At 29.3% G+C, this 23,524-nt stretch carries 20 protein-coding genes; 15 read left to right on the forward strand and 5 right to left on the reverse strand.

Annotation, left to right across the window (positions count from 1 at the left end; translation table 11 throughout):
* Positions 1–45 precede the first annotated feature (45 nt).
* The 3 genes from BLP75_RS13200 to BLP75_RS13210 are packed head-to-tail and all read right to left on the reverse strand — an operon-like array spanning position 46 to position 4,250.
* Entirely contained in the window at positions 46–1,839 is a 1,794-nt protein-coding gene (locus BLP75_RS13200) for an NADH-dependent [FeFe] hydrogenase, group A6 (RefSeq protein WP_092726780.1), read from the reverse strand.
* A gap of 20 nt (positions 1,840–1,859) precedes the next feature.
* On the reverse strand, positions 1,860–3,740 hold the full coding sequence (locus BLP75_RS13205; protein ID WP_092726781.1) for an NADH-quinone oxidoreductase subunit NuoF: 1,881 nt from the start codon (positions 3,738–3,740) through the stop codon (positions 1,860–1,862).
* Between the two features lie 12 nt (positions 3,741–3,752).
* Positions 3,753–4,250, reverse strand: a complete 498-nt coding sequence (locus BLP75_RS13210; protein ID WP_092726783.1) for an NADH-quinone oxidoreductase subunit NuoE family protein — start codon at positions 4,248–4,250, stop codon at positions 3,753–3,755.
* A gap of 401 nt (positions 4,251–4,651) precedes the next feature.
* Here BLP75_RS13210 and mobA point away from each other — a divergent pair, with 401 nt between their 5' ends.
* From mobA to BLP75_RS13240, 6 genes are all read left to right on the forward strand, one after another.
* On the forward strand, positions 4,652–5,281 hold the full coding sequence (mobA, locus tag BLP75_RS13215) for a molybdenum cofactor guanylyltransferase (protein WP_170139043.1): 630 nt from the start codon (positions 4,652–4,654) through the stop codon (positions 5,279–5,281).
* Positions 5,282–5,515: 234 nt separating this feature from the next.
* Positions 5,516–7,660, forward strand: a complete 2,145-nt coding sequence (gene fdhF / locus BLP75_RS13220; protein ID WP_092726785.1) for a formate dehydrogenase subunit alpha — start codon at positions 5,516–5,518, stop codon at positions 7,658–7,660.
* Between the two features lie 44 nt (positions 7,661–7,704).
* On the forward strand, positions 7,705–9,033 hold the full coding sequence (fdhD, locus tag BLP75_RS13225; RefSeq protein WP_092726787.1) for a formate dehydrogenase accessory sulfurtransferase FdhD: 1,329 nt from the start codon (positions 7,705–7,707) through the stop codon (positions 9,031–9,033).
* A 41-nt stretch (positions 9,034–9,074) separates the two neighbouring features.
* A complete protein-coding gene (locus tag BLP75_RS13230) occupies positions 9,075–9,626 on the forward strand; it encodes a 4Fe-4S dicluster domain-containing protein (protein WP_092726789.1) in 552 nt (183 codons plus the stop codon).
* A gap of 22 nt (positions 9,627–9,648) precedes the next feature.
* The gene (locus BLP75_RS13235) at positions 9,649–11,025 is read left to right on the forward strand and encodes a [FeFe] hydrogenase, group A (protein ID WP_092726790.1); all 1,377 of its coding nucleotides are present in this window, start codon (positions 9,649–9,651) and stop codon (positions 11,023–11,025) included.
* Positions 11,026–11,027: 2 nt separating this feature from the next.
* Positions 11,028–11,552, forward strand: a complete 525-nt coding sequence (locus BLP75_RS13240; RefSeq protein ID WP_092726792.1) for a 4Fe-4S dicluster domain-containing protein — start codon at positions 11,028–11,030, stop codon at positions 11,550–11,552.
* Positions 11,553–11,593: 41 nt separating this feature from the next.
* On the opposite strand, the gene cls is transcribed toward BLP75_RS13240, so the two are convergent.
* Both cls and BLP75_RS13250 read right to left on the reverse strand, forming a co-directional pair.
* Positions 11,594–13,087, reverse strand: a complete 1,494-nt coding sequence (cls, locus tag BLP75_RS13245) for a cardiolipin synthase (protein WP_092726795.1) — start codon at positions 13,085–13,087, stop codon at positions 11,594–11,596.
* Positions 13,088–13,265: 178 nt separating this feature from the next.
* On the reverse strand, positions 13,266–14,138 hold the full coding sequence (locus BLP75_RS13250; RefSeq protein WP_092726798.1) for a formate/nitrite transporter family protein: 873 nt from the start codon (positions 14,136–14,138) through the stop codon (positions 13,266–13,268).
* A 319-nt stretch (positions 14,139–14,457) separates the two neighbouring features.
* On the opposite strand from BLP75_RS13250, the gene BLP75_RS13255 reads away from it, so the two are divergent.
* The 9 genes from BLP75_RS13255 to BLP75_RS13295 all read left to right on the forward strand — a co-directional run bounded on the left by BLP75_RS13255 (position 14,458) and on the right by BLP75_RS13295 (position 23,522).
* Positions 14,458–15,246, forward strand: a complete 789-nt coding sequence (locus tag BLP75_RS13255) for a formate/nitrite transporter family protein (protein ID WP_092726800.1) — start codon at positions 14,458–14,460, stop codon at positions 15,244–15,246.
* Positions 15,247–15,418: 172 nt separating this feature from the next.
* A complete protein-coding gene (murB, locus tag BLP75_RS13260) occupies positions 15,419–16,333 on the forward strand; it encodes a UDP-N-acetylmuramate dehydrogenase (protein ID WP_092726801.1) in 915 nt (304 codons plus the stop codon).
* 2 nt (positions 16,334–16,335) lie between these two features.
* On the forward strand, positions 16,336–17,049 hold the full coding sequence (locus tag BLP75_RS13265) for a PHP domain-containing protein (RefSeq protein ID WP_092726803.1): 714 nt from the start codon (positions 16,336–16,338) through the stop codon (positions 17,047–17,049).
* Between the two features lie 17 nt (positions 17,050–17,066).
* The gene (gene rapZ / locus BLP75_RS13270) at positions 17,067–17,924 is read left to right on the forward strand and encodes an RNase adapter RapZ (protein ID WP_092726805.1); all 858 of its coding nucleotides are present in this window, start codon (positions 17,067–17,069) and stop codon (positions 17,922–17,924) included.
* Positions 17,925–17,937: 13 nt separating this feature from the next.
* A complete protein-coding gene (locus BLP75_RS13275; RefSeq protein WP_092726806.1) occupies positions 17,938–19,050 on the forward strand; it encodes a gluconeogenesis factor YvcK family protein in 1,113 nt (370 codons plus the stop codon).
* A 65-nt stretch (positions 19,051–19,115) separates the two neighbouring features.
* Positions 19,116–19,541 (forward strand): NUDIX hydrolase, encoded by a 426-nt coding sequence (locus BLP75_RS13280; RefSeq protein WP_092726808.1) that lies wholly within the window; start codon positions 19,116–19,118, stop codon positions 19,539–19,541.
* 16 nt (positions 19,542–19,557) lie between these two features.
* Positions 19,558–20,499, forward strand: a complete 942-nt coding sequence (gene whiA / locus BLP75_RS13285) for a DNA-binding protein WhiA (protein WP_170139044.1) — start codon at positions 19,558–19,560, stop codon at positions 20,497–20,499.
* A gap of 241 nt (positions 20,500–20,740) precedes the next feature.
* Positions 20,741–21,508, forward strand: a complete 768-nt coding sequence (locus BLP75_RS13290) for an ABC transporter ATP-binding protein (RefSeq protein WP_092726811.1) — start codon at positions 20,741–20,743, stop codon at positions 21,506–21,508.
* Positions 21,498–23,522, forward strand: coding sequence for an ABC transporter permease (locus BLP75_RS13295; protein WP_092727125.1), 2,025 nt, complete (start codon positions 21,498–21,500; stop codon positions 23,520–23,522). Before BLP75_RS13290 ends, BLP75_RS13295 begins: the two co-directional genes overlap by 11 nt.
* The last annotated feature ends 2 nt before the right edge of the window (positions 23,523–23,524 follow it).

The raw sequence follows: 23,524 nt of genomic DNA on the forward strand, positions 1-23,524 counted from the left end.
AATATATATTTAAGTTAATCCTTTAAATTTATCAAAATAAGTTAATTATATAGTAGCATCTGCTTCTTTTGAACATGTACATTCACCACATGCATCTTCATAAACGACACTCTTGTCAAAGTAATGAGTGTGTAGATATTTATGAGCAGCTTCACTATAAGGTTCCCCTAAGAATTCATTATATAAAGCAACTATTGCAGGGTTTTTATGAGATTTACGAAGTTCTTTACTTCCATCTATATTGTACAGTCCGGCAGCTCTTTTCTTAACTATATCATAATCACCGTGATGATATGGTTGACCACCACCGGCAACACATCCACCAGGACAGGCCATTATTTCAATTATATGATACTTAGAGTTTCCATTAGCAACTTCATCCATAACTTTTCTAGCGTTACCTAAGCTACTAGCTATACATACATTTACTATAGTTCCATCTATATCTATGCTAGCTTCCTTTATACCTTCTAGACCTCTTACTTGAGTAAAATTAACATCAGATAGTTCTTTATCAGTTACCCACTCATATGCAGTACGTAGAGCGGCTTCTAAAACTCCTCCTGTTGCACCAAATATATCAGCAGCACCTGTCGACTCTCCTAAAGGACTATCAAAAGACTCATCTTCAAGATTTAATAAATCTATCCCTGCTTCTTTTATCATTTTAGCAAGTTCTCTAGTAGTTATAGATATATCTACATCAAGCACATCTTCTTGACCTAATTCAGTTCTAGCGCATTCATATTTTTTAGCAACACAAGGCATTACTGATACAACATACATATCTTTAGATTCAACATTTATAACTTTAGGTCCAAAATAGTTCTTAGCCACAGCACCAAACATTTCCTGTGGAGATTTACAACTAGATGGCAGATTTAATAATTGAGGATAGTTACCTTCTACAAAATTTATCCAAGCTGGACAGCAGCTAGTTAGTATTGGAAGGTTTTCACCATCTTTAAGTCTGTGTAAAAATTCAGAAGCTTCTTCTAATATAGTCAAGTCAGCTGCAAAGTTTGTATCAAATACATATTTAAATCCTAAAGCTCTTAATGCAGCTACCATTTTACCTGTAGATATAGCTCCTGGTTCTAAACCAAATTCTTCACCAATAGCAACTCTTACAGCAGGAGCGACTTGAACTACAACTGTTTTTTCATTTTGGTCTAAAGCATTCCAAACTACAGGAATATTATTTACCTCAGTTAAAGCACCTGTAGGACAAACTGCTACACATTGGCCACAGTAAGTACATTCTGTATCACACAAACTAGCATTAAAGAATGTACCAACTTCAGTATTAAATCCACGGTTTATACCAGATAGAACTCCAACAGTTTGAACTTCATTACACATAGTTTCACATCTTCTACATAATATACATTTATCGTGATCTTTAACTATAGACTTAGATGATGTATCTTTAGGAGCGCATGATTTTTCTCCTTTGAATTTTATTTCCCTAATACCTAAATCGGCAGCTATAGTTTGTAATTCACAATTTCCATTTTTATCGCAAGATAAACAATCTTGAGGATGATCTGATAATAATAATTGAACAACATTTTTACGAGCCCTTAAAGCTTCTTTAGTATTTGTTTGAACGTTCATACCTTCTTTAACAAGAGTTCCACAAGCAGGCACTAATCCTCTACCGGCACTAACCATACATACACGACAAGATGCACATTGGTTAACCATGTTTATTTCATTCATATTTAAATGACAAAGATTAGGTATTTTAACATTTACTTGTTTAGCGGCTTCTAGTATAGTAGTACCTTTTGGCACTGATACAGGTTTACTATTTATAGTTAAGTTAACTAAACTCATTAATATCCCCCCAAAATAAATTATTGTTTGATGATAGCATTGAATTTACAGCTATCCATACAAGCACCACATTTTAAGCACTTAGTAGTATCTATTTCATGTTTTTCTTTAACTTTACCAGTTATGCAACCAGCAGGACAAACTTTAGTACACTTAGTACATCCCTTACAGGCATCTGTTATTACGTAGTCCAATAAAGATTGACATTTACCAGCAGGACATTTTTTATCTACAACATGAGCTAAATACTCATCATAGAAATTATTTAAAGTACTTAAAACAGGGTTAGGAGCACATTTTCCAAGCCCACATAAAGAAGTATTTTTTATTGTAGTTGCTAATTCTTTTAAATCAACTAGATCTTGCTTTGTTCCTTTTCCTTCAGTTATGTTTTCTAGCATTTCTAGTAACCTTTTATTACCTATACGGCAAGGTGTACATTTACCACAAGATTCTTCAACAGTAAATTCTAAGAAAAATTTACATATATCAACCATACAATCAGAATCATCTAGAACAAGCATACCTCCAGAACCCATCATAGAACCTATAGAACTTAAAGATTTAAAATCAATAGGAGTATCTAGGTTGTTTGAAGCTATACACCCACCAGATGGTCCTCCAGTTTGAACAGCTTTGAAATTTCTTCCGTCAGGTATACCTCCACCTATTTCATAAACTATTTCTCTTAAAGTAGTACCCATCGGTACTTCAACAAGACCAACATTGCTTATTTTTCCTCCAAGAGCAAATACTTTAGTTCCAGAAGAATCTTGAGTACCATATTCAGTAAACCAAGAAGCTCCTTTATTAATTATCGCAGGTATATTAGCAAATGTTTCAACATTATTTAAGCAGGTAGGTTTATCCCAAAGGCCACGTTTAGAAGAGCTGTAAGTCTTCATTCTTGGCTCCCCACGTTTACCTTCAATAGAGTTTATTAAAGCAGTACCTTCACCGCAAACAAAAGCTCCTGCACCATATTTTAGTTCTATATTAAAATTAAAATTACTTCCTAATATATTTTCGCCTAAAACGCCAGCTTCTTCAGCTTGAGCTATAGCCGTTTTTAATCTTTCAATAGCTAAAGGATATTCAGCTCTTATATAAATATATCCTGTATCAGCCCCTATAGAATAACCACATATAGCCATAGCCTCTAATACACTATGAGGATCACCTTCAAGTATAGATCTATCCATGAAAGCACCTGGGTCACCTTCATCAGCATTACATACAACATATTTTTTACCTGGAGATGTTTGAGCAGTAGACTCCCATTTTATACCTGTAGGGAAACCAGCTCCACCTCTACCTCTAAGCCCTGAAGCTTTAACCTCAGCTATAACCTCATCTGGCGCTAATTCATTAATACATTTACCTAAAGCTATATATCCATCGCATCCTATGTATTCATTAACATTTTCGGGGTTTATATGTCCGCAATTTCTTAAAGCAACACGAGATTGTTTTTTATAAAAAGACATATCATCATGCTTTTCAACTTTTTTATGGTCAAGAGATGGTTCTTCAAATAGCAACCTCTCAACAACTTTATGATTAACTAAGTGTTCATTAACTATCTCTTTAGCATCATTAGGTGTTACTTGAACATAAAAAACGTTATCAGGGAATACCTTAACTATTGGACCTTTAGCACAGAAACCAAAGCAACCAGTTAGATGAACTTCGGCACTATTTTCTAATCCGACATTTTTAATTTCAGATCTAAGATTCTCTATTATTTTTATACTGTCTGCAGAAGTACATCCTGTACCTCCACAAACAAGTATCTCTCTCTTAGTAAGATTTTCTTTAGTATGATTTTCCCTCATATCAAGAGCAGGTTTTAATTCAGACACTAAATTTTTTAACTCATCAAATGATTTTATCTTACTCATTCTACATCCCCCTTAGCAATTTAATTCTAAATCTTTATAGTGGTCTAGTATTTCTGTAACTTGCTGTGGCGTAACCTGTCCATAAACCTTTCCATTTACTACAACTACTGGAGCAAGTCCGCATGCACCAACACATCTTAATCCCTCAAGAGAGAATTTAAGATCACTAGTAGTTTCTCCAGCTTTAATACCAAGTTGTTTTTCAAACTCAGCTAGTATTTTATCTGATCCTTTAACAAAGCATACAGTACCTAAGCAAACACTAATTTTATAGTCTCCTCTTGGCTCAGTTGTAAAATAAGAGTAAAAGCTTACAACACCATAAACTTTAGAAGGAGATATATCTAAAGCCTTAGCTATATAAAGTTGTACTTCTTTAGGTAGATATCCAAATATACCTTGTGCATGGTGCAGTACTTGTATTAAAGCACCTTTTTTAGATGGAAGAGCATCAATGAAGCTATCTAATTGCTCAAATAATTTCTTATTGCATGAAATGAAATCACACATACAAATCCCCCTTTGGTTTTAAATTTATTAATTGGATTAAAAAGTGTAGCGAATTATTAAAGATAGGTAATGGTATGAATAAATAATAGAGATATATAATACCTGAATTTAATCAAATTATTAGGATGTATTTAAATATATTATAATATATAAAATATTATGAATGGTATAAAATATTTAAAGATTCAAAATATTTAATAAGTTACATTTGATAAGTTTTGCTAAGGTTATACACAATTACAGTCATATATTAAAATTTATTTATAAAATTATATTATACAAATATAACATATTTCAACACAATAAATATATATTATAATTTACGTAAGATAGCTAATTTAATATTACTTTATTTACAATATAAAAAGCAATCTTAAAATTAAAAAGTTGGGATGATGTATATGGATATTTCTAATACAGCTATAATTCTAGCTGGAGGAAGAAGTTTAAGGATGAAATTTGATAAACAATTTCTAGTTATAGATAATGAACGATTAATGTATAAAGTTATAAAAAATTTAGAAAGACATTTTGAAGAGATAATTATAGTAACAAATAAACCTGAGCAGTATGAAAATAGTAAATATACAATTATTTGTGATGATATAAAAAATGTAGGGCCTCTTGGAGGGATATTAGCAGGATTAAGTAAAAGCAAAAGTAAGTACTCTTATATAGTAGCTTGTGATATGCCAAATATAGATAATTATTATATAAATTATCTGAAAAATAAAATAGTAGAAGACTTAAATACAGAAAGAGAATATAGTGTATATATATCAAATATAAAAGGTAGGGTTCAATTTTTTCATGGATTTTATAAGACATCACTAAAAGATAACTTATATGAATATATTTATAATGAAAAATCTAAATCAATTAGAAGCTTTTTAAATTCACAAGATATAAAAGTTAATGTTATACATGATGAGGAATTTAAGCAAGAAGGATTTAATGAAGACATATACATAAATTTAAATACTCAAGAAGATCTAAAAAAATATATAGGTAAAAATTATACATTATATTAAATTAAAAGATCGTTAGATTCTGAAACATTAAAGGAATTTAATGTACTTTTATTGAATATAAATTAATTTATATGGCTTTTATAAGGTCGATTTAAGACAAGCATTGTAAAAAATAATCAAATACTTAGTGCGATTTTATATTACTTCTATATTAACGACAAATTTATTTTTCATCTATAGACAAGAAGTATTTAAAATAAATTTACTCAAAAAACTTGAGGGGGAGGATTGTCAATGGAGAATAAAGTGTTAACAGTTTGTCCTTACTGCGGTGCTGGTTGTCAACTATATTTAGTAGTAGAAAATAATAAAATAGTAAGAGCAGAACCTGCAAATGGAAGAACTAATGAAGGTAATTTGTGTCTAAAGGGACACTATGGATGGGACTTTTTAAACGACCCTAAAATTTTAACATCTAGATTAAAAAAGCCTATGATAAGAAAAAATGGACAATTAGAAGAAGTAGAGTGGGATGAAGCAATAAGCTATACAGCCTCTAGATTGAGTGAAATAAAAGAAAAATATGGACCAGATGCTATAATGGGGACAGGTTCAGCAAGAGGGCCAGGGAATGAAGCAAACTATATAATGCAAAAATTTATGAGGGCTGTAATTGGTACAAATAATGTTGACCATTGCGCACGTGTTTGACATGCACCATCAGTAGCCGGTCTGGCTTACTCGTTAGGTAATGGAGCAATGTCAAACTCTATACCAGAAATAGAAAATAGTGATTTGCTTTTTGTATTTGGATATAATGGAGCAGATTCACATCCAATAGTTGCAAGAAGGATAGTAAGAGCAAAAGAAAAAGGAGCAAAAATTATAGTAACTGATCCTAGAATTACAGAGTCAGCAAGAATATCAGATTTACATTTACCTATAAAAGGTGGAACTAATATGATTTTAGTTAATGCATTTGGAAATGTATTAATAGAAGAAGAATTATATGATAAAAGATTTGTTGAACAAAATACAGTAGGATTTGAAGAATATAAAAAAATTGTAAAAAAATATACACCTGAATATGCTGAAAAAATAACAAAAGTTCCAGCAGATTTAATTAGAAAAGCTATGAGAGAATATGCGAAGGCTAAAGATGCAATGATTCTTTATGGAATGGGTGTAACTCAATTTGGTCAAGCGGTAGATGTTGTTAAGGGTCTCGCATCACTTGCACTTCTTACAGGTAATTTTGGTAGAGAAAGTGTTGGTATAGGACCAGTTCGTGGGCAAAATAATGTGCAGGGTACTTGTGATATGGGAGTTCTTCCTAATGTATATCCAGGTTATCAAAATGTAGTAGACGATAAGGTAAGAGAAAAATTCGAAAATGCTTGGGGAGTAAAATTATCGCCAAATAATGGTTATAGCTTAACTCAGGTTCCACATCTAGTACTTAAGGAGCATAAGCTTAAAGCATACTATATTTTTGGAGAAGACCCAGTCCAAAGTGATCCAGATGCAGCAGAAGTAAGAGAAACTTTAGATGAGTTAGAATTTGTAATTGTACAAGATATATTTATGAATAAAACAGCACTTCATGCAGATGTAGTTTTACCAGCTACTTCATGGGGAGAACATGATGGGGTTTATACTTGTGCAGATAGAGGATTCCAATTAATGAGAAAAGCGGTAGAACCAAAAGGTGACGTTAAAACAGATTGGGAGATAATATGCGAAATATCAACAGCAATGGGATATTCGATGAAGTATAAAAACACTAAAGAAATTTGGGATGAAATGAGAAATTTATGCCCAAGTTTTAAAGGAGCTACATATGAAAAAATGGAAGCTCAAGGAAGTGTTCAATGGCCTTGTAGGGATGAAGGTGAACATGATATAGGAACTAAGTATTTATATGAAGGTGAAGTATTCTCAACTCCAAGTGGAAAAGCGAATTTATTTGCAACAGAATGGAGACCACCTATGGAAGTTGAAGATGATGAATATCCATTTAGTTTATGTACAGTAAGAGAAGTAGGTCATTATTCTGTAAGAACTATGACAGGTAACTGTAGAGCTCTTGCTAAGCTAGAGGATGAACCAGGGTATCTTCAAATAAATGAAGAAGATGCAACTAATTTAGGTATTGAAGATGGAGAACTTATAAGGGTAAGTTCAAGAAGAGGAAGTGTAGTAACTAGAGCATTAGTGACAGATAGAGTTAATAAAGGGGCTACATATATGACATATCAGTGGTGGATAGGAGCATGTAATGAACTTACAATAGCTAACTTAGATCCAATATCTAAAACACCTGAATATAAGTATTGTGCAATAAAAATTGAAAAAATAGAAGATCAAGATAAAGCAGAACAATTTATTAAAGATGAGTATACAAAAATAAGAAAACAAATGCTTATTGAAAATGCTTAAATTATTGAAAATGATATAAAAGCTGCTAGAAAGGTATAAGACAAATGAAAAATATATATCCAACATCAGATAAAATCATTATATCAATAGTGTCGACTAAATCAGGGATGGGCAAAACAACTCTGGTAGAATCATTAATAAAAAAATTTACACAAAAAGGATATAGAGTAGGAGCATTAAAGCATGATGCTCATAAATTTGAAGTAGATAAAAAAGGAAAAGATAGTTATAAATTTGCAAAAGCTGGAGCTCTAGAAGTTGTACTAGCATCAAAGGAAAAAATAGCATTAATGAAGTCATTAAATGAAGAAGAAAGAATAGATAATATTGTTAAATTATTTAATGATGTGGATATTATTTTTACAGAAGGATTTAAAAACAATAATTTTCCTAAGATTGAAGTACATAGAAAATCAGTAGATAATAAATTTTTATTCAATGATGAAAAGTTTGAAAAAGGAACTTTTTTGGCTCTAGCAACAGATGAAAATGTTGAAGGTATATTAAATTTAGATCTAAATAATTTAGAAGAAATAGTATCATTTATAGAATCTTTTATATTTAAAAATCAACAATTACAAAAAGAAAATCAGAAAAATATTTTAATTGATTATAAATATGACGATGTATATAAGAAGCCAATTATTAAAATAGAAAAAGAACATGTAAAATATATAGAAGAAGATATAATAGGAGAATATCCACTTAGCCTTATATTAAATAAAAATTATCATAGTACGTTTTTATGTACACCAAGAGATATAAAACCACTAATAGTCGGTTTTTTAGCAACTAAAGGTCATATAAAAAATAAAAATGATATTAAGAAAATAGAAGTTAATGAGTTAGAATCAATAGTAAATGTAGAAATATCTAATGAAGGACATACAAGTTTAAATAAAGAAATGATATTTTTGAATCCATTAAACTATATAGAATGTGAAAAGGTAGAAAATAATAGCGTGAGCATAGAGATAGAAACTATATATGAAATAATGAATAAAAACTTAAATTCATCTAAATTGTTTAAAGACACTGGTGGAGTACATAGTGTTTCTATATTTAATCAAAATAAGGCTGTAATAACTTGTGAAGATGTAGCACGACATAATGCAATGGATAAAGCTATCGGACACTGTATATTAGAGGGCATTAATTTGGAAGATAAAATTATTTTAGTAAGTGGAAGAATTTCATTAGAAATGATGCTTAAAGCAGCTAAAATGCAAATACCTGTAATCATATCAAAATCAGCACCTACGAACTTATCAATAGAACTAGCAAATAAATTAAATATAACTCTTATAGGTTTTGTAAGAGGAGAAAGAATGAATATTTATACAAATCCTCAGAGAGTGTTAATTAAGGTTTAAATGGAAGTATTAAATACTTTTAAGAAGGGAAATAGGGGAATATGAAAAATCAAATAGGTTCATTTGTAATAGCAGACCCAAATAAGTGCACAGGGTGTAGGTCTTGTGAACTTGCATGTTTTGCAACCCATAATGAAGAAAATAATATTAGATATACAGTTGGAACAGTAGAAATACCGGTAATACCTAGATTGTATCTAGTTAAAGATGAAAAATTTTATATGCCAATACAATGTAGACAATGCGAGCATGCTCCTTGTTTAAATACATGCCCAGTTAATGCAATCAAAAAAGAAAATAATGTTATGATTGTCAACGAGGAAAAATGTATCGGATGCAAAACGTGCTTAGTTGCATGTCCTTTTGGAGCCATAGATTTATTGCCACAATATAAAGACGGTGAAGAGGTTGAGCAAGCGGCATTAAAAGAAAGTAATAAAGTAGCATATAAGTGTGATTTATGTAAAGATAAAGAAAAAATAGCTTGTGTAAACGCATGTCCACAACAAGCCCTAAAACTAGTTACACCCATGGACGATAAAAAAGCTAAAAATAAAAAAGCAGCAGCAAGTTTGCTCATGGCTAATAAATAAAATAAGTTAAGGGGGAGCGTTTATGATAGTTGATATAGATAAAGATTTGTGCACGGGATGTAGAGAATGTAGTAAAGTCTGTCCTGTGGATGCAATTGAAGGGGAACAGGGAAAACCACAACAAATAAATGTTGATAAGTGTATAATATGTGGACAATGTGTACAAGTATGCAAGTCATATGCATCTATAATAGATGAAAGTATTGAGTTTGTAGATAATATAAAAAATCAAAGAAAAATTCCATCAATCATAAAAGAGCCTATGTTTGCAGCATACAATAAATGTGATGTAGAAAAAGTAAAAAAGGCACTACAAGATCCTAATATTTTTACTGTAGTTCAATGTGCTCCAGCTGTAAGGGTAGCACTTAGTGAAGACTTTGGATATAATCTAGGAGAGTTAACACCTGGAAAAATGGCAGCTGCATTAAAAGCATTAAAGTTTGATAGAGTTTATGATACAAACTTTGCAGCTGATTTAACTATAATGGAAGAAGGCACAGAATTAATAAAGAGGATAACAGAGCAAGAAAATTTACCAATGTTTACATCATGTTGTCCAGCATGGGTAAAATTTATGGAAGATAATTATCCAGAGTTAACAAATCATTTATCTTCATGCAAATCTCCTCAACAAATGGCAGGAGTAGTATTTAAAACTTATGGAGCAAAAATTAATAATATAGATCCATCACAAATATTTAGTATATCTATTATGCCTTGTACTTGTAAAAAATTTGAATGTGATAGAGAAGAGATGAATTCTAGCGGGTACAAAGATGTAGATGTAGTTTTAACAACTAGAGAGCTAGCATATTTAATAAAGGATATGGATATAGATTTTAAAAATTTAAAAGAAACAAAATTTGAGACTCCTCTAGGTGAGTATAGTGGCGCTGGTACTATATTTGGCGTAACAGGTGGAGTTATGGAAGCTGCTATAAGAACTGGATATGAGCTTATCACTAAAAAAAGTATACCAAGTGTAGATGTAATAGAAGTAAGAGGAACTGAAGGATTTAGAGAAAAACAAATAAAAGTAGGGGATCTTAATTTAAAAGTAGGTGTTGTAACAGGACTTAAAAATGTAATCCCAGTACTTGAGAAATTAAAAGCTGGAAATCTAGAGTTAGATTTCATAGAGGTAATGACTTGTCCAGTAGGATGTGTAAGTGGTGGGGGTCAACCTAAATTATTGCTAGAAGAGTATAGATTAGAAGCATATGAAAATAGAATTAAGTCAACTTATAGCCATGATCAAAACTTACCAACAAGAAAGTCACATGAGAATTTAGAAATTCAAAAAATGTATAATGAATATTTAGGAGAACCATTAGGGGAAAAATCACATCACCTTTTACATACTAAATATTGTATAAAGAAGGAGTTGGTTAAATAAATATGAATTATTTTGTAATAGCAGATCCTGATAAATGTATAGGATGTAGAACGTGTACAGTAGCATGTGTTGTAGCACATTCTGAAGAAAATATATTTTATCAAAATCCAGAAGATATAAATTTTAACCCTAAGCTTGAAGTAATAAAAACTAATAAAGTAAGTGCTCCTATACAGTGTAGACATTGTGAAGATGCACCTTGTTTAAATGTATGCCCTAATAATGCAATAAGTAAATTAAATAATGTAATTAAAATAGAAGAAGAAAAGTGTGTAGGATGTAAAACATGTATGTTAGCATGTCCTATAGGGGCCATAGATTTTGCAGTAATAGATAGTTTTAATAAAGATAAATTATATTGTGTAGAAAAGATGGTAGCTAATAAGTGTGATTTATGTATTTCATCACCAGATGGTCCTGCGTGTCAAAGGGTATGTCCAACTCAAGCTTTTAAAATAGTGGAAAACTTAGAAGAAAATATAAAAAATAAAAGAAAAGCTTCAATAGCGAATTTAAGTAATTTATAACAAAAAATATCCTTTCACTATATAAGTGAAAGGATATTTTATTATAATACAGGAGATAAAAGTCTAGAGATAGATTCTTTCATTCTTATATTAGTAGGTCTTGAGTTATATAAATCTAAAGTCATTTCTTTAGAATTTAATATATCATTTTCAAATATTAATCTTTGCTTTTTAGCAACCTCAGAAGAGTACATAAAAGCATTAACTTCGAAGTTAAGTTCAAAACTTCTTATATCCATATTAGCTGTACCTATAGAGCATATAGCATCATCCATAACTACAGTCTTAGCATGTAGGAAAGATCCCTGATCATAAGTATACACTTTAGCTCCAAACTTAAGTAGTTCTCCAGCATATGAGCAAGATGCCCAATAAACAAAAGGATGATCTGGTTTAGAAGGTATCATTATTCTTACATCAACACCAGATAAACAAGCTATTTTTAAAGTATCAGTAAGAGTTCTATCTAGAATGAAATAAGGGCTTTGTATATATACATATTTTTTAGCACCTTGAATCATTTTAATATATCCATACTTTATTTCATCTAACTCAGTAATATCTGGACCACTAGAAACTATTTGAACACCAACATTATTAGATGTAGAAGATGAAGCTGGCATAGTTACACAACAATCATCATTAAAATACTTGTCTAATTCTAAATTTTCTTTAGTAGTATATCTCCAATCTAATATAAATCTTATATTTAGATCTCTTACACAGTCACCAGTAAGTCTAAGGTGAGTATCTCTCCAATTTCCAAATTTAGGATCTTTACCTAGATACTCATCGCCAACATTGTTTCCACCTACAAAACCAACATTACCGTCTATAACTACTATTTTACGATGATTTCTATAGTTTAAGTTAAAATTAACAATCTTCATAAATGAAGGGAAAAATGCCCCTATTTTTACACCATTCTTTTTTAATTTAAGAATAGTTTTATCAGAAAATAATCTACTACCTACTGCATCATATAAAAGTCTTACCTCAACACCTTCTTTAGCTTTCTCTAAAAGAATATTTAGAATTTTACTTCCGATTTCATCATCTTTAAATATATAAAATTGTATGTTTATATATTTTTTTGCTTTTTTTAATTCATCTAATAATGAATCGAAAAATTCACTAGATTCAGGATAAATATCAACTGTATTATTATCGGTAAAATGAGCATTGTTTGAATTAGCTAAGGCATAAATCATATCTCTATGACCTACAACATTAGGTTCAAATTTGTTAGCTGATTCAAGTTTAACATGAGTATCTAAGATATTATTTTTTATTATTTTATCTTCGGCTTCTTTTATTTTAAACATATTGTCTTTAGAGATTCCTCTTCCGAAACTAAAGTATAAAATAAATCCTAATGCGGGGATGGTACTTAAAATAAGTATCCAAGCTACAGTTGTTTCAATACTACGTTTTTCTCTAAAAATAAGGTTTAAAATAACTAAGAAATTAATTATATATACAGCTGTACCAAGTATTTCATAGCCAGAACCTTTAAAAAAAGATAAGTCTATCAATGTATGACCTCCTTGTTTATTAATCTACAATAAATACATTAATATTAATTTAAACGTGATAAATAGTCAAGAAACAAATCAATATAAATATTATTTTATGCAAAATATAAAATAAAAAAGGATGAAATATTATCATAATTCATCCTTTTTAAATAACTATTTAAGTTTTATTTATAAATTAAGCAGCTTTTTTTTCTTGAGCTGAATTTTCTTCCTTATTGTTAAGGAATATGAAGTAGTAAACACCAGCAACGAATACTGCTCCACCTAATATATTACCTATAGTAACAGGTATTAAGTTATTTACAAATATATTTGGTAAGTTTATAACAGCAGCATCTGCAGCTGTCTTATGAGCAGCTTCTAAAAATGCTGGGTTAGATTTACTGAAGAATCCAGCGAATAAATATCCCATATTTGCAACACTATGCTCAAATCCAGCACATACGAATAAGAATATACCAAAGAATCCAGCTAATAATTTACCAGCTACATCTTTAGCAGCGTATGTCATCCAAACAGTAGCACAAACTATCCAGTTACATAATATACCAGATGCTATAGCAGCAACCCATGTATATCCAAGTTTACCAACAGCAGTTTTAACTACAACACCACCGTATAATCCATTACTCCAATCAAATACACCTGATAAACTTACAAGGTAAGCAACAAGTACTGCACCAACTAAGTTACCAATCCATACTAGAGCCCAGTTTTTAAAAGTTTGACCCCAAGTAACCTTTTTCTTTAAAGCAGCTAAAGTAACAAGTATATTACCTGTAAATAAATCCGCACCAGCTACTAAAACAAACATAAGTCCAGCAGGGAACATAAGTCCAGCTACCATTTTCCCTAACCCGTAAGTAGCAGGATTAGCTAATAAATTATAAGCAGCAGCTATTGATCCTAAAGCACCGAATGCTATATAAGCACCAGCTAAGAAAGCAGAAGCTAAAACTTGTTTTGTAGGTGTGTTAGCTTTTTTTATACCAGCTTTAACAGTGTATTCAGCAACTTCAGCAGGCATAAGCATCTTTTTATCTGACATATAAAAGTCCTCCTTAAAATATAAAATATAAAGTATAATATCATAATTCATATAAACTCATTATATGAATATTTTTGTCGAAAAGCACAACAGAAATAATTATACAATAAAAAATTGAGTTTGTATACAATAAACAGCTAAACTTATGTTAAATAGTTTTTATAAAAAAAGACAAATATTTTAGAAATTAATAAACTAAATATAACATAAAATATTATAAAGGTTTAATGTATACAACTGGTTTTTTAACCAAAATATAGGAAAACGGTGTTATAATATTTTTGCAAGCTTATCTATAAATAAATTTGGGGGTGGAATTATGGACAAAAGAATGTTAACACCCGGGGAAATTGCAAGTGCAATAGTAAATGTAAATACAAAAAGAGCTGATTTTTCAGCTAAAAATTGCATTTTATTAGGAATTCTTGCAGGTATTTTTATAGGCTTAGGAGGATTAGGAAACATATTAATAACTCAAACACTAGGAGGAATTGACGCAGGACTTGCAAAATTTGCAGGAGCAATGATTTTCCCAGTTGGACTTATGCTAGTAGTAATGTGTGGAGCAGAATTATTTACTGGAAACAACTTAATGACTTTAGCTGTTATGGAGAAAAAAATAACAATGGGTAAGGTATTTAGAAATTGGGGACTTGTTTACATAGCAAATTTTATAGGTTCATTGTTATTGGTTTTAGTAGTATTCTATTCAGCAACATTATCTGGTGATGCAGCTACTAAAGCTATAGGGTTAGCAGAAGCTAAAGCAAATCTTACAATAACACAAATGTTTTTAAGAGGAATACTATGTAATATGATAGTTGTTTTAGCAGTTTGGATGGCTACAGGTGCACAAGATATAATTTCAAAAATATTTGCTTGTTGGTTCCCAATAATGCTATTTGTATTATGTGGATTTGAGCATAGTGTTGCAAATATGTTTTTTATTCCAATGGGTATGATGTTAGGAGCTAAAGTAACAATGGCACAGTTAATAACTAATTTAGCTGTTGTTACATTAGGAAATATTGTAGGTGGAGGAATAATTGTCCCTTACATGTATCATAGCTGTTATTTAAAAAAGCAAAAAGTAACTAGTACAAATTAAAGAGAAAACTCAAGCGTTGATATAGTTATATCAACGCTTTTTTAATTTATATTAAAGGCTTTTTATATTGTTATTTTTTTTTTAATACATTATTATATATAAATAGATGAAATTAATAATATAGTTAATATAGATAAATAATGAATAAATAGTATAAACTAGGAGGAAATATATGAATAAGGAATATATATATAAATGTTTATTAAATATAGTAGGTGAGGAAAATATAAAGTTAGATGAACCTATGAAGAAGCATATATCATTTAGAGTAGGTGGTCCTGCAGATATATTAGTTAAACCAACGACTGAACAACAATTAAGTGATATAATTAAGTTAATAAAAAAAGAAAACGTTCCATACTTAATTATAGGAAATGGTTCAAATTTATTAATAAAAGATGGTGGAATAAGAGGTGTAGTAATAGAAATATCTAATAACTTCAACCATTTTGAAATAGAAGGAAATAAAGTTAAAATTCAATCAGGTGCATTACTTTCAGTAGTTGGAAAGGCAGTTCTTAAAGAAGAATTAAAAGGTTTTGAATTTGCAGCAGGTATACCTGGAACACTTGGTGGTGCTTTAGCTATGAATGCAGGTGCTTATGGTGGAGAAATGAAGGATATAGTTAAATCAGTAAAATTAATGGATACTGATGGTAATATATTTGAGTTTACAAATGAAGAGATGGAATTTGGGTATAGAAGAAGTATACTTTCAAAAACAGACTATATAGTATTATCAGCAGAGGTAGAATTAGAAAAAGGAAATCATGAAGAAATAAAAGCTACTATGATGGACTTTACGCAAAGAAGAGTGACTAAACAACCATTAAGTTTACCTAGTGCAGGAAGTACATTTAAAAGACCAGAGGGTCATTTTGCAGGAAAGTTAATAGAAGATAGTGGACTAAGAGGACTAACATTAAGAGGTGCTCAAGTATCTGAGAAGCATTGTGGTTTTGTTGTTAACTTAGGAAATGCAAAAGCTAAAGATTTACTAGAGTTAATGTATGTAGTAAAAAGCACAGTAAATGCAAAATTTGGAATAATGCTTGAGGAAGAAGTTAAAATACTTGGAGAGGATTAATAATGCAAATACTAGCGGATTATCATACACATACAGTGTATAGCCATGGAAAAGGAACAATAGAAGATAATGTAAAAGAGGCAATATCTAAAGGTATAAAGACAATAGGCATATCTGATCATAGTTATAAACATATGACTTATGGAGTCAAGATTAAAGATATATATAAGATGAGAGAAGAAGTTAATAAACTAAATCTTAAATATTCTAATATAGATATACTTTTAGGTATGGAGTGCAATATATTAGATGAAAATGGTAATATAGATATAAATGATGAAGTTTCTAAGCTACTAGATTATGTAATGGCAGGTTATCATTTTGGATCATCGCCAACATCTTTAAAAAGTATGCTTAATCATTGCAATAATTATGTGCTAAAGAATGAAAAATCAAAAGAGTACAATACTAAGGCTATAATAAATGCTATGAAAAATAATGATATATTTATAATCACTCATCCAGGAGATAAAGGTGATGTATATATCGAAGAAATTGCAAAAGTAGCAAAAGATACAGATACTAGATTAGAAATAAATAGTAGTCATAGCTACTTAAATGCAAGTCAATTAAATCAAATTAAGCATATAGGAAATAAATTTATTATAGGATCAGATGCACATAGACCAGAAAATGTAGGAAACTTTGAGTTAGCAATGAAAAACATAAGAGAAGCTAACCTGGATTTATCATTAGTAGAAAATATTAAATTATAAATTAAGGGGGAGTATATATGAAATTTGTAATAGTTACAGGTCTTTCAGGATCAGGAAAAAGTGAAACAATGAGAGCTTTAGAGGATATGGGCTTTTATTGTGTAGACAATTTGCCCCCTGCATTAATAACTAAGTTTGCAGAACTTTGCTATCAACCAAACTCAAGTATTGATAAAGTAGCGCTTGGGATAGATATAAGAGGAAGAAAGTTTTTTGAAGCTTTACATGAAAGTTTAAATTACTTAAGAAAAGAAAATTACAAGTACGAAATGCTGTACTTAGATTGTTCAGATGATGTTTTATTAAAAAGATATAAAATGACAAGAAGAAATCATCCATTATCAAGAAATATGCAAATACCAGAAGGTATAAAAATGGAAAGAACGATAATGGAACCACTAAAAGAAATATCAGATTGCATAATTGATACAACTAATATGAAGCCTAAAGATTTAAAGGATGAAATAAGTAAAATTTATTGTGTAGGCGAAGAAAATAATAAATTAACTATATCAGTAGTGTCATTTGGATTTAAACATGGAATACCAGCAGACTGTGATTTAGTATTTGATGTTAGATTTTTACCAAATCCATACTATTTAGAAGAATTAAGACCTAAAACAGGTGATGACCAAGATGTTAGAGATTATGTAATGAATTCAAAAATAAGTGAAGAATTCTTTAGTAAATTAAATGATATGATACAGTTTTTAGTTCCTCAGTATATTGAAGAAGGAAAGCAACATTTAGTAATAGGGATAGGATGTACAGGAGGAAGACATAGATCTGTAACTATATCAAATCTTATATATGATGAGTTAATTAATAAAGGATATAGAGTGATTAAAAAGCATAGAGACTCTATGTTGAGATAATATGGAGGACAAAATGACAAGTGTACTTATAGTAATAGGGGTAACAGGATGGATTGCACTGATAATATCTCTATTCTTATATAGAAAAGTAGTAAAACAAAAATCACGCATATTTAATGGCTTGAGACATGAAGATGATTTAGGGCCTAACGTTGTTGTGATTGGAGGAGGAACAGGTCAATCAGTTTTTCTAAGAGGATTAAAACACTATACACAAAACATTACAGCAATAGTTACAGTTGCTGATGATGGTGGAGGGTCTGGTGTTTTAAGAGAAGACTTAGGAATGTTACCACCAGGAGATATAAGAAATTGTCTATTAGCTCTTGCAAATATAGAACCTACTATGGATGAGGTAATGAAATATAGATTTACAGAAGGAGCATTAAAAGGTCAAAGTTTTGGAAATCTATTTTTAGCAGCTATGAATGGATTATACGGTAACTTTGAAGTTGCCGTATATAAAATGAGTGAAATATTTGCTATAACAGGTAGAGTTTTACCTGTGACATTAGAAGATATAAAATTAATTGCTCAGCTTAAAAATGGAAATAAGGTTAAGGGAGAATCTATTATACCTAAAGAAGTAAAAAGTCAACAAAGTACTATAGAAAGGGTATATTTAGATCCGGTAGACGTAAAACCTTTGGATGAAGTAATCAATTCTATTGCAAATGCTGATATAATTATTATAGGGCCAGGAAGTTTATATACAAGTATAATACCAAATTTATTGGTAGAAGGAGTAGTAGACGCGATAAAGAAATCTAAGGCTCCTAAAGTATATATATCTAACATAATGACTCAGCCGGGAGAAACAGATAATTATAATGTATTAGATCATGTAAATTCTATAGTGAAGCATACAAAAGAAAACATACTAGACTATGTCATTGCTAATAATGAAGTGTTACCTAAAGATATATTTGAAATATATCAAAATGATGGAGCAACACAAGTATTGTTAGATAAAGATCAAAAAGAATATTTAAAAAGTATGGGGGTAAAAACTATAGAAGAGAACTTGATAGAAATAAAAAATAACTATATTAGACATGATGCAAATCATATATCTAATGTGGTTGTTGATTTGGCACTACGTCATAAAAATGACACAGGCAAGTAAAAAAGGATTTTAAAGGTTTATGTAGAAATCCTTATTATTATGTTAGTTTTAAGGAGTGAACATCTATGAGAGAAGAGGTTAGTGCCGGTGGTGTAGTACTGTTTGGCAATGCTATACTTTTGCTTAGAAAATTCAATGGAGATTGGGTTTTACCAAAAGGAAAGGTAGAAGAAGGAGAAAATAGGCAAGAAGCAGCACTAAGAGAAGTGCTAGAAGAAACAGGCGTAAAAGCGGATATATTAAAATATTTGGGCGAAATTCATTATACCTTTAAAGAAAACTGGGATGAAAATAGAGCTGTTCATAAGACAGTTTTCTGGTATCTTATGCAAGCTAGAAGTATGGATACTGTTCCTCAAAAAGAGGAAGGGTTTATTGATGCAAAGTTTATACACTTAGATAGAGTTGTAGATTTAGCTAGGTATGATGACGAGAAAGAAATAATAAAGGTAGCTCTACAAGAAATAAAAAAAAGATTAAAAAAGAACTAGTTTATAGGTGATGCACATGTCTTTTTCAGCTGAAACAAAAAATGAACTAGCGAGGATTACATCAGATAACCCTTGCTGCAATATAACAGAATTAGCAGCTTTAGTAAGATTAGCAGGAAGTATACAAATTGTAGGCTATAAAAAATTAAATTTAAAAATCACCACAGAATTAAATTCAATAGCTCGTAAAATATTTAAGCTATTAAAACAAAACTTTGGAATAAATACAACTATTTCAGTTAATAAAAACCAAATGTTAAAAAGAAACAATAGTTATGTTTTAATGGTAACAAGTGAAATGGGAGCAGAAAAGCTTATAAAAGAACTAGGAATATTAGCACCGGGAGACGGGTTTTACACTTTAAACAAAGTTCCGACAAATCTTATGGAGCATGATGAATGTAAAAGGGCATTTATAAGAGGTGCATTTTTAGGTGGAGGATCTATAAGTGATCCAGGCAAAAATTATCACATGGAATTTGTGACAAATAATGAAGATTTTGCTGAATCTTTAAAAGAATTAATAAATTCTTTTGGATTTAATTGTAAAATAGTAGCTAGAAAAAATAATTACGTTGTATATTTAAAAGAAAGTGAACAAATATCAGATTTATTAAGTATAATAGGTGCTCACAATGCGTTGTTAAGTTTACAAAGCACTAAGATAGTAAAAGCTATGAGGAATAACGTTAACCGTATAGTAAATTGTGAAACAGCAAACCTTTCGAAGACTGTAAATGCAGCTGTTAGACAAGTAGAAAATATAAAATTAATACAAGCGACAATAGGTATACATAGTTTGCCTGAAAATTTACAGGAAATAGCTAGGCTTAGAGTAGAGTATGAAGATATGTCATTAAAAGAGTTAGGTGAAATGCTAGAACCACCTATTGGAAAATCTGGAGTAAATCATAGGCTAAGAAAATTAGAAGAAATTGCTAACAAGTTAAGAGATTAATAATAAGTTTATATGTTTTAGAGGATAAAGGAGTTATATTTAAATATAACTCCTTTTTTATGCGATAAATTTATATTTATTCAGATACTGAGGAAAACTTATTATATAATGTCTATAGAAATTTGTTATCTTTCAAAAATGTAATATTAAATAAGAATTTATGTAAGGTTTATTATAAATAAGAAATATAAAATATACTTATAAATTTAAGTACTTAAAAGTCAATATAAGGAGGACAAACATGAACAGCATACTAAAAGTAGAGAATATAGAGAAATATTATGGTAATAAAGAGAATATAACGAAAGCTATAGATGATATAAGTTTTAGAATAGATGAGGGTGAATTTGTTGGTATAATGGGCCCTTCAGGAAGTGGAAAAACAACTCTTCTTAATTGTATATCAACAATAGATAATGTATCATCAGGAAAAATAATAATAAATGATCAAGACATAACTAAGTTAAAATCTAAATTATTAGATAAGTTTAGGCAAGATGAATTAGGATTTATATTTCAAGATTTTAACTTGTTAGATACATTGACTTGTTATGAGAATATAGCTTTAGCTTTAACTATAAAGGGAGAAAACGTACATAATATAGATAAAAAAATAAGAGAAATAGCTAGTATATTAGGTATTTATGACGTACTTAATAAATATCCGTATCAAATATCAGGTGGACAAAAACAAAGAGTAGCTTCAGCAAGAGCGATAGTTAAAAACCCAGCCTTAATTTTAGCAGATGAACCTACAGGCGCATTAGACTCTAGATCAGCTAGAATGCTTTTAGATAGATTAGAAAATTTAAATACAGAATTAAAAGCAACAATACTTATGGTTACACATGATGCATTTACAGCAAGCTATTCAAATAGAGTGTTGTTTATAAAAGATGGGAGAATTTTTAATGAATTAATAAAAGGAAATGATAATAGAAAGGAATTTTTTAATAGAATAATGGATGTAGTTACGCTATTAGGTGGTGATGATAATAATGTATTTTAAAATAGCTTTAAGTAATGTAAAAAAAAGTTTTAAAGACTATACAATATATTTTTTAACACTAACTTTGTCTGTTTGTATATTTTATAGTTTTAACTCAATAGAATCACAAAAAGCTATAATAGAAATTGGAAAAAGTGACTTAGAATTAATGGATTCAGTTATAAAGGTAATTGGTTTAATATCTTTATTTGTAAGTTTTATACAAGGTTCACTTATATTATATGCTAATAATTTCCTAATAAAAAAACGTAAAAAAGAATTTGGCATATATATGTCTTTGGGTATGGGGACTAAAAAAATATCCAAAATATTAGTATTAGAAGCATTTTTTGTAGGATTACTGTCGCTTTTAAGTGGTCTTATATTAGGTATAATTTTTTCTCAAGGATTATCTTTATTAACCTCGCAATTATTTGATATACCAATGAATGAATATATATTTATAATTTCATATAGTGCCATATTAAAGACAGCACTATATTTTAGTATAATATTTATACTTGTGATAATATTTAATACACTTATAATTTCGAGATATAAAATTATAGATATGCTCAATGCATCTAGGAAAAATGAAGCTATGAAATTAAAAAAACCGATAATATATATAGTGACGTTTATAATATCTATAATATTAATAATTATAGCTTATATATATGTTATAGAATCAGGATTAGATGCTAGTAATAAATTGTTTATTAAATCAATAATACTAGGCATATTTGGTACATTTTTATTATTTTTTGGATTAGCTGGATTTGCATTAAACTTAATTAAAAGAAATAAAAATATATATTTTAAAAGTTTAAATATGTTTATATTAAATCAGATAAGCAATAAAGTTAAGACAAATTTTATATCTATGTCAGTTATATGTTTAATGCTTTTTTTAACTATAGGTATGCTATCAACTGGTATTAGCTTTAAAAATGCATTAGAGAAAGATTTAAAAAATAATACACCTTTTGATGCTAGCGCAAGAATGAATATTTCAGAAGATGATGAAATAAAAAGTATTTCTGAGAGTATACATAAGCTAGGATATGATTTTGATAATAATGAAAAGTATGTTGAGTATACAGTTTATGGTAGTAAATCAGATATAAAAAAATTATTTAAAGACAAAATAAAAGAAGAAGATTATAAACGCTTAAATAAAATAGAAACTTATGGTTCAAGTATAATAACAATTTCTGATTATAATAAAATTAGAAATTTAGATGGAAAAAATAAGATTAATTTAAAGAAAAATGAAGTATTATTAATTTCAAATAGCAGTAAAATAGTTAACATAATAAATGATATATTAAAATACAATAGAGAGTTAACAATTAATGATATAAATTGTACAGTGAAAAATAGTAAAATAATAACGGATGCCTTATACACATCTGCAATGGATATAAATATGTTTACATTAATAATTAATGATAGCTTACTAAAAAGTATAGAACTTAAAGATTATACTTTTTCTAGCATAGATATTAATTATAGTGATGAATCAAGAAAAAGGTCAGAAGAGAAATATTCAAAATTATTTAAATCATTTTTAGAAGGAAAAGGGAATTCTAAATATGGATTTATATTAGGAACTACAAAAGATCAAGCATATTTAGAAAATAAAGGAATGACAACTACTATATTGTTTGTTGGAATTTATTTAGGAATAGTATTTTTAATATCTAGCATGGCTGTATTATCATTACAGCAACTTTCTGAGGCTAGCGACAATATAGAGAGATATAAATCATTAAAACGTATAGGGGCTACAGACAGTATGATAAATAAAACTATATTTGTTCAAACTATGATACATTTCACATTACCACTAGGTTTAGCATTTGTACACTCTACAGTTGCAATATATGTTATAACTGAATTTATAAAAATGTTTGGAAGGCCAAATATAGGAGTATCATCAATAGCAACAGCTTTAATATTTTTAGTTATTTATTTAGGTTATTTTTATGCAACCTATGCAGGATATAAGAATATGGTAAAAAATTCGAATTAAAT

This window comes from Romboutsia lituseburensis DSM 797, assembly GCF_900103615.1.
GTDB classification, from domain to species: Bacteria; Bacillota; Clostridia; order Peptostreptococcales; family Peptostreptococcaceae; genus Romboutsia_F; species Romboutsia_F lituseburensis.